Annotated in this window: 6 protein-coding genes; 1 reads left to right on the top strand and 5 read right to left on the bottom strand. The window is 62.4% G+C overall.

Features of this window, described 5'->3' with window-relative positions:
• Nucleotides 1–255: 255 nt before the first annotated feature.
• Nucleotides 256–645: a PRC-barrel domain-containing protein gene (locus tag GE253_RS21645; protein WP_153206217.1), complete on the bottom strand. Its 390-nt coding sequence runs from the start codon at nt 643–645 to the stop codon at nt 256–258.
• An 85-nt stretch (nt 646–730) separates the two neighbouring features.
• Complete coding sequence (locus tag GE253_RS21640; protein ID WP_153206216.1) at nt 731–886, bottom strand: hypothetical protein; 156 nt, start codon at nt 884–886, stop codon at nt 731–733.
• Between the two features lie 258 nt (nt 887–1144).
• Between GE253_RS21640 and GE253_RS21635 the strand changes: the two genes are divergently transcribed.
• Nucleotides 1145–1621 (top strand): hypothetical protein, encoded by a 477-nt coding sequence (locus GE253_RS21635; RefSeq protein ID WP_153206215.1) that lies wholly within the window; start codon nt 1145–1147, stop codon nt 1619–1621.
• A gap of 45 nt (nt 1622–1666) precedes the next feature.
• Here GE253_RS21635 and GE253_RS21630 read toward each other — a convergent pair whose 3' ends face one another.
• The 3 genes from GE253_RS21630 to GE253_RS21620 all read right to left on the bottom strand — a co-directional run bounded on the left by GE253_RS21630 (nt 1667) and on the right by GE253_RS21620 (nt 7367).
• Nucleotides 1667–1897, bottom strand: a complete 231-nt coding sequence (locus GE253_RS21630) for a hypothetical protein (RefSeq protein WP_153206214.1) — start codon at nt 1895–1897, stop codon at nt 1667–1669.
• Between the two features lie 91 nt (nt 1898–1988).
• A complete protein-coding gene (locus tag GE253_RS21625; protein WP_153206213.1) occupies nt 1989–2768 on the bottom strand; it encodes an OmpA family protein in 780 nt (259 codons plus the stop codon).
• A gap of 273 nt (nt 2769–3041) precedes the next feature.
• A complete protein-coding gene (locus GE253_RS21620; protein ID WP_153206212.1) occupies nt 3042–7367 on the bottom strand; it encodes a chemotaxis protein CheB in 4326 nt (1441 codons plus the stop codon).
• Between the last annotated feature and the right edge of the window lie 142 nt (nt 7368–7509).

The following is a 7509-nucleotide window of genomic DNA, read 5'->3' as shown; positions in this document are numbered from 1 at the left end:
CCGCGCTTCAACGCGTTCCCGAAGATCTTCTGAATACGCCTTGCCCATGATCCACCTCCGATAAAGATGAATCACATCCAGACCAAAAAGGGAATCCTTCGATTCCGCTTTCTCGCGCGATGCTCTAGCAGACTGCGGAAAGCGGAATCGCTTTGGAGCGTGATTCCGCTCGCTGAATAAGGGCTTAGAGCCGAGCGCGTTTCCGGTTAAACGCGCCCGGCTCTAGCCAGTACCGGCCATTGGGGGCGAAACCGGTCAGGGAGCGTATTTATATTCCGGCAGGCTCTTCAACGATGCCTTGGTAGCGTCACGGAGGATGAACTTCTTGTCCGACACGTTGAGCGCCGCGTAGGAGACGACGACATATTTCGATCCCACGCCGAGAAAGCCGCCGACCGACAGCACGGCGAAGGGCACCTTGTCGTTGGGTGTTACGATCAGATCGTCGATGGTGCCCACCGTCTCGCCCATGGCGTTGTAGACCGTGCTGCCTACAACCTTTGAGGTACGATAGCCCGTGGCCAGCGTGGTCGGGTCCACCTGCGTCAACGCGATGGTCTGCGGGGTGCCCTGCGCGAAGGCCGGGGAGCCGGCAGACAGTGTGGCAAGGGCAACCCCGGCCAGAAGAATGTTGAAACGCTTCATGATTGCTTCCTCCACCTGTGGACTGGATATGGAAAGAGTGCCGGCGTCGGAGGGGCGCCCGACGCCGGCACAGCCAAGCAAAGGGCTATTTCTTCTGCGCGTGCTTGGCGTTGGTGTCCTTGTCATGCTTGTCAGCATGAGCGGCCGGAGCATGGGCCGGCGCCAGGGCGGGCTTGCCCTTACCGGTGTTGGTCGGCGCGACCGTGGGCTTGATCGCGGGCTTGGTGCCAGACTTTTCCATATCGATATCTTTCCTGCTGCTGCCCCCAGGAAGGGGGCAGAGGTCCGGTCGCATCGCGTGTGCTGAGAAAATCGCGCCAGCGACCCTGACAATTCAATCGCTGCCCAAGAGGAGCAGGCCATCAAACATGCCTAAAACATAAAACATATTGCTAATAATGATAGGATCGGAAAATACCCATGTGACAATGTTCAATATTGAAAGAAAAATGAATAATAATGTTGCTTATTACTTAAAATTCATCAATGATAAATTTTCATGATGGGCCGAGTGATTTTCCGTCACCTCCCAGATGCCGAAATCACGGGTATCGTATATTTCGACCTACAGAAAGTCTCCCCAATGACAACCCGTACAATCCGCCAAGCTGTGCGGTTCCACCGCCCATTCGGTTTGCTGGGTGTCGATGGCCTGCTGCCCGCCGGCCAGTATGAGGTCGAAACCGAGGAGGAAACAATGGACGGACTATCCTTTCCGGCTTGGCGGCGGGTGGCAACAACCCTGCATTTGAGCGAAATCGCCAGAGGTTATGGCTTCGCACTCCGCATGGAACCTGAAGTTCTGGATGCGATTATCACCGCGGACGAAGCCGTGCCGGCCCCACCCGTCCCCCTGGACGATATACGCACCCGTAGCAAACGGGATTGGTTCGGCATGTTCACCCCGCCGATGGTCATTCCCATCGTCCTCGGCATGGCGGCCATCGTCGCCGTCATTCTGGGATCCTTCTCCTGACGCCGATGGGTGAGCCGGGAAAGAGCCGGACAGGCCGGCGCCTCCTCACCTCCCGTCCTCACCGATATTCACCACCATGCGAATGAAATCCCGCGCATACTGGTCGGTATCGATGAAATCATGCTCATTGTCTCCTATGCCATGAGGCTTGGAGAATTTCACCTGCAGCCGTTCCAGAAACTTCGGCTCCGCCTCCGTCATATGGGCGATCAATATCTGGAGGATGCGTTCGTGCGCCAGGACGCGCCGTTCGAGGTCGGTATTCTCGATGATCATGATCCGTGCTTTCCAATTGGGTATGCGCCCTTCGACCGGTTGCAGGTGTTGCACCCGGTCGAAGGGCGTTGCATGGCTGAATATCTGTCGGTTACTTGACGACGCCTTCCACCACGCGGTTGAGCGGCTGCTGCGCCCCGTCGCGCTGCGGCACCGGCAGTTCACGCTCGCCGACCCAGCGCACATCGATGCGTGACGCCGGCACGCCGGCAGCGATCAGCGTGTTGCGCACGGTTTCCACGCGCTGGCGTGACAGGTCCATGTTGTAATAGTCGGTGCCCGCCCTCGACGCCTTGCCCACCAGGGCGACACGCCGGTCGGGGTTGCTGAGGATCTCCCCGGCGGCATCGCGCAGGATGGCTTCCCCATCCTGGGTAAGGGTCGCCTTGTCGAAATCGAAATAGGTATTGTAAGAGGTCTGGCGGTAGACGGAAGCCACCGGCCCCGGCGCGGCGATGACCGCCACGACCAGGGTCGTCTGACAGGGTGTGGCCGTGCCCTCGATGGTTGCCGGCGCCAAGCCGATCGCCAGGTTCTGGCAAGCCACTTCCTCCACGGTCATTCCCTTGGCCCAATCCCGGGTGGTTTGCGTGGGCATCAGCCCATGGCCATGGGTTATCGCCCGGCGCAGGAACGGCTCGGCCAGGTCCATACGGCCCTGTGACTGGTAGGAAGCGCCCAGGTTCAACTCGTCAATCGGACTGTTCGGCCACTTGATGTTCGACGCTTCGAGAAGGCGGGTGGATTCCGCGTAATCCCCGGCCTTCAGGGCGACATAGCCCGGTGAACTTGCCGTCACATTGTGTCCCGTGCAGCCCGCCAGCAGAAGTAAGCCGATGGGCAGAGCGTGCATCATGGTGATTCTCAACATGAGGATATTCCTGCATTCGAAATCCAGAAAAGTCTGAATTCATTTCACTACGATTATGAGTATTTATAGTAAAATAATAAATTATCGGAAAATACCCATGTGCGTTAAAAGTGATTTTTTTGTTTATGATAAAGAGCTAAAGCATCAAATAAAACTCACCAGTAAATGATTTTATCCAATATTTGTTTTAAAGACACCTATATTGTTTCCGGGATCATTTCTTAAATTTCTCCCGGCGTGCAGATAACAATTCGGAAGGGTACGAGCCTGCGCTTATCCCCCACTATTCCCCGATCCGTCCCAGTCCGCAGCCAGCACCAGGCGCGCCAAGGCCGGCAAGGAACGCGAACCTGTCTTTTGCATCACCGCCGCGCGGTGCTTTTCCACCGTGCGCTGACTGATGCCGAGGTCGGCAGCGATATTCTTACTGGGATGACCGGCCAGCACCATGTCCATGATCTGCCTTTGCCGCGCCGTCAGTCCCGCGACATGGGTAGCCGCCTGCTGCTGCCACGCCAGCAACTTTCCACCATCCTGTGCCCGTTCCAGTGCCTGACCGATGCTGGACAGCAGGTCGGCGCGGCGGAACGGCTTCTCGATGAAGTCGGCGGCGCCAGCCTGGATCGCCGCCACCGCCACCGGAACATCGCTGCTGCCGGTGATGATGATGGCGGGCGTCGTATCCCCGGACTGACGCAAACGGTGCAGAAGGTCCATCCCGCTTATTCCCGGCAGATAGGCGTCGATCAGCAGGCAGGCAGGCCCGGCCGGCCGGAATCCGGCCAGAAAATCCTCGGCATTGGCATATTCGACCACGCGCCGCCCCTCCCCATCCAACGCCTGGCGGAGGCTGTCGCGCAGCAGCGCATCGTCGTCAATGACATGGATGGTGGTGGCGCTGGTATCGGCATCGGCAGTTCCAGTCGGCATCCGTGCCGTCAGCGGCGGAGCGGACAGTAATCGCTGAATGGCGCGCAGCAGGGCGGCCGGGTTCACCGGCTTGTGCAGTTGCACCTCGTTGTGCAGCGCGATGGCGCGCAGCGTCTCCGTGGAAATGTCGGCCGTCAGCAACAGGCCCGGCACTTGGCGGTGCAGGGCGCGGCGCAACGCCCCCAGCAGATCCAGGCCGTTCATGCCACCCGGCAGGTTGAAATCCACCAGCAGCAGGTCCGGGCGGAAATCCCCCGTCGCCATCTGGCGCAGCGCGGACGGTCCATCAACCGCCAATATCGGCCGATGCCCGGCCTCCGCCAATACCATGCCCAGCAGGTCGCGCACTTCCGGGTCATCCTCCACCACCAGGACGGTAGCCGACACGGTAACCATCGGCTCCGGCGCCGACACCACCGATGGTTCCGGCAGCAGCACCGCGCCGGGGTCGGGTAGGATGTCCACCGCGAACATCGATCCCTTGCCCGGTGTGGAACGGACCCGCACGGGATGGCCAAGCAACTCGCTCAGCCGCCGCACGATGGACAGGCCCAGGCCCAATCCGTTGCCGGGGCGCTCCCCGGCCTCCAGGATCTGGTGATGCTCCTCGAAGATCATCTGCTGTTCGGTCTCCGGGATGCCGACACCGGTATCCCAGATCTCGATGCTGACGATGCCGCCTGCCCGGCGCCGGCACCCCATCAGCACCTTGCCCGTCCTGGTATATTTCAGCGCGTTGGACAAAAGGTTGCGGATCATCTGTTCCAACAGGTGGCGGTCGCTGAACACCATGGCGCTGCAGGAGACCGTGCGCAGGACCAGACGGCGGGCCTGGGCATGATAGCTGAACTCGTCGCGCATCCGGACCAGCAGGTCGTTGAGGGAAAAGCGGGTGACGGTCGTGGTGACGATGCCGGCCTCGATCTGGTTGATGTCCAGCAGGGCGTTCAGCATGCCGGACATGGCCCCAACCGTCTCCCCCATCCGGTCCAGCAGTTCCCGCTGACCGCCCGTGGCCCTGTTGGCCAGCACGCCCTGCAGCAGGGTCAGGGTCTGCAAGGGCTGGCGCAGGTCGTGGCTGGCGGCGGCCAAGAAGCGCGATTTGCCCCGGTTGGCCACGTCGGCCTCGCGCTTGGCCGCGTTCAGGGCGTTGGCCACATGCCGGCGCTCGGTGATGTCGGTGAAGGTGATCACCACGCCTTCCACCCGGTCATCCTGGGTGCGGTAGGGCAGCACGCGGCGCAGGTACCAGGCTCCCGTCCGTGCCTCGATCTCCCGTTCCATCGGCACGCAGCTGCGCAGCACCGACTGCGCATCGGCAATCAGGGCGCCATCGGCGGCCAGCGAGCTGAGATCGGCCAGGGGCCGACCGACATCACCGGGCAGGATGCTGAACAGCGATCGCGTCGCCGGCGTGAAGAACCGGATGGCCAGCCGAGGGTCCAGGAAGATTGTGGCCACATCGGTGCTGTACAGCACGTTCTGCAGATCATTGGCGGTGGTGCGCTGCCGTTCCAGGGTTTCCTGCAGCTGGCTGTTCAGGGCGGTCAGTTCCTCGTTCAGCGACTGCAACTCCTCCTTGGAGGTCAGCAGTTCCTCATTGGCGGACTGGTACTCCTCGTTGATCGACAACGCTTCCTGGGCGATGGCCTTCTGTTCCACCCCGGCCAGTTCCAGGTTGCGGATGGCCGCTTCCAGTTCCGTCCGCGTATAGTCCAGCTCGCGTTCAAGCGCGCGGACGGGGGCTTCGCCGGAGCGAGCGGCCGAAGGGTCGACATGCGTGTCGACCTGGGCCTGGTCCATGAAGCAGACCAGCATCAGGTCTTCCCCGTCATGGCGGACAGGCTGCACGGCGATGCTGAAGGCTTGATTGTCGCCGTCACGGCGGGACCGGCCGCCCGCGACCACGATCCTCATCTGGTCCTGCCGCGCCCGCTGGATGGCACCGCGCAGCTTCACTGACAGGCCGGGAAGCACCATGGACAACAGGTCATGGGTCGGATGACCCGGCGGCACCCGCAGATAGCGTTCCGTCGGCCCCAGGGAATAGAGGCAATCGTGCCGGCGGTTGATCAGCACTGCTGCCGGGGCATAATCCTGCGTCACCAGCCGCTGGCACAGCTCGGCCAGCGCCGCCTGCCGCGACGGCGCGGGGCCGACACCCACCCGGACCGGGGTGCGGACGCCGTCGCCGGCGCTCATCAGGAAGCTGAAATCGCCCGGCCGGCTCCGCCCGACATGCCGGTAGAGCCGGGCGGACTTCGACACCACCTCGAACCGGTCGGCACCGGCCGGCGCCACCGTCTCCGACCCGCCCAACAGCAGGAAGCCGCCGTCGCGAAGCGCGAAATGGAACAGGGCCAGCACCCGCGCCTGCGCTTCGGGCAGCAGATAGATCAGCAGGTTGCGGCAGGAGATGAAGTCCAGCCGGGAGAAAGGCGGGTCTGCCAGCACGTCCTGGACCGTGAACACCACCAGGCTGCGCAGTTCCTGGGTGACCCGGTAGCCCCCGTCTTCATGGATGAAGAACCGGGCCAGCCGCTCGGGCGACACCGCCTCGACGATGCCGGCGGGATACAGCCCCTCGCGGGCCTTCGCCACCGCGTCGGGATCCACGTCGGAAGCGAAGAGCTGTAGCTTGATCGCCGGGCCCAGCAGGGAGATCTGCTCCAGAAGCAGCATGGCCAGCGAATAGGTCTCCTCACCCGTGCTGCACCCGGCCACCCACAGGCGCAGGTGATCGTCCGGCCCCCGCCCCCGGATCAGGTCGGGGATGACGGTGGCCGCCAGCAGGTCGAAGACCACCGGGTCGCGGAAGAAGGCGGTGACGTTGATCAGCAGATCCTTGGCCAGATGGTCGCGTTCCACCGGATCACGGCGCAGCAGGTCCAGATAGGCCTCCATCCCGTCCGCCGCGATGTCGGCCATGGCCATGCGCCTGTCGATGCGGCGGCGCAGCGTGCCTTGCTTGTACAGCGAGAAATCATGGGGCGTATGGGTACGCAGCAGGTCGATGACCGCCGGCAGTCCGTCCAGGGCGCCGGCCTGCGGCTTGGCGCCACCAGCTCCTGAACGGTCCCGGATCATCGCCGGCATGGCGGCCACCGACAGCACATGGTCGACCAGGCCCGTGGCGATGGCGCTGCGCGGCATGCCGTTATATCCGGCCTCCATCGGGTCCTGGACGATGACCAGACCACCGGCCGCATGCACCGCTCTCAATCCCAGGCTGCCATCCGCACCGGAGCCCGACAGCACCACGCAGACCGCCCGCGGACCATAATCCCGCGCCAGTGCCGTCAGCAGGAAATCGAACGGCAGGCGCGCGCCATGCCGCGCCTGCGGCGACATCAGGCGCAAGCATCCATCGGCAACCGACAGGTATGTTCCAGGCGGGATGACATGGATATGACCGGGGCGGACCTCCATGCCATCGGTGACATCCCGGACGGGAAGCGCGGTATGGCCCGCCAGCAGGTCGGTCAGCAGGCTGTCATGGTTGGGGTCGAGATGCTGAACCAGGATGAAGGCTGCACCCCCGCCATCCCCCAGCGCCGCCACGAACCGGGTGGCCGCATCCAATCCGCCAGCCGACGCGCCGATGGCCACAACGGGAAACGCCGTCCCGGCCGGTGCGTCGCCCGGTGGACCTGGACCCTGAGTTGTCATGATAAAATAACCTTTAAATATTCGCCGGAGCGTTTACCGGCGTGATGCGCATTTTAACATGTTTCAAGAATCTGCATAATACGAAAAAATGTATAAAGATTAACACTTTTGGGTCTGGGTATTTTCCGACCCTCCCTACCAA

Source organism: Niveispirillum sp. SYP-B3756 (assembly GCF_009495745.1).
GTDB lineage: Bacteria > Pseudomonadota > Alphaproteobacteria > Azospirillales > Azospirillaceae > Niveispirillum.
Note: the sequence above shows the minus strand (reverse complement) of the source record. Positions and strands in the feature narration are given on the sequence as shown.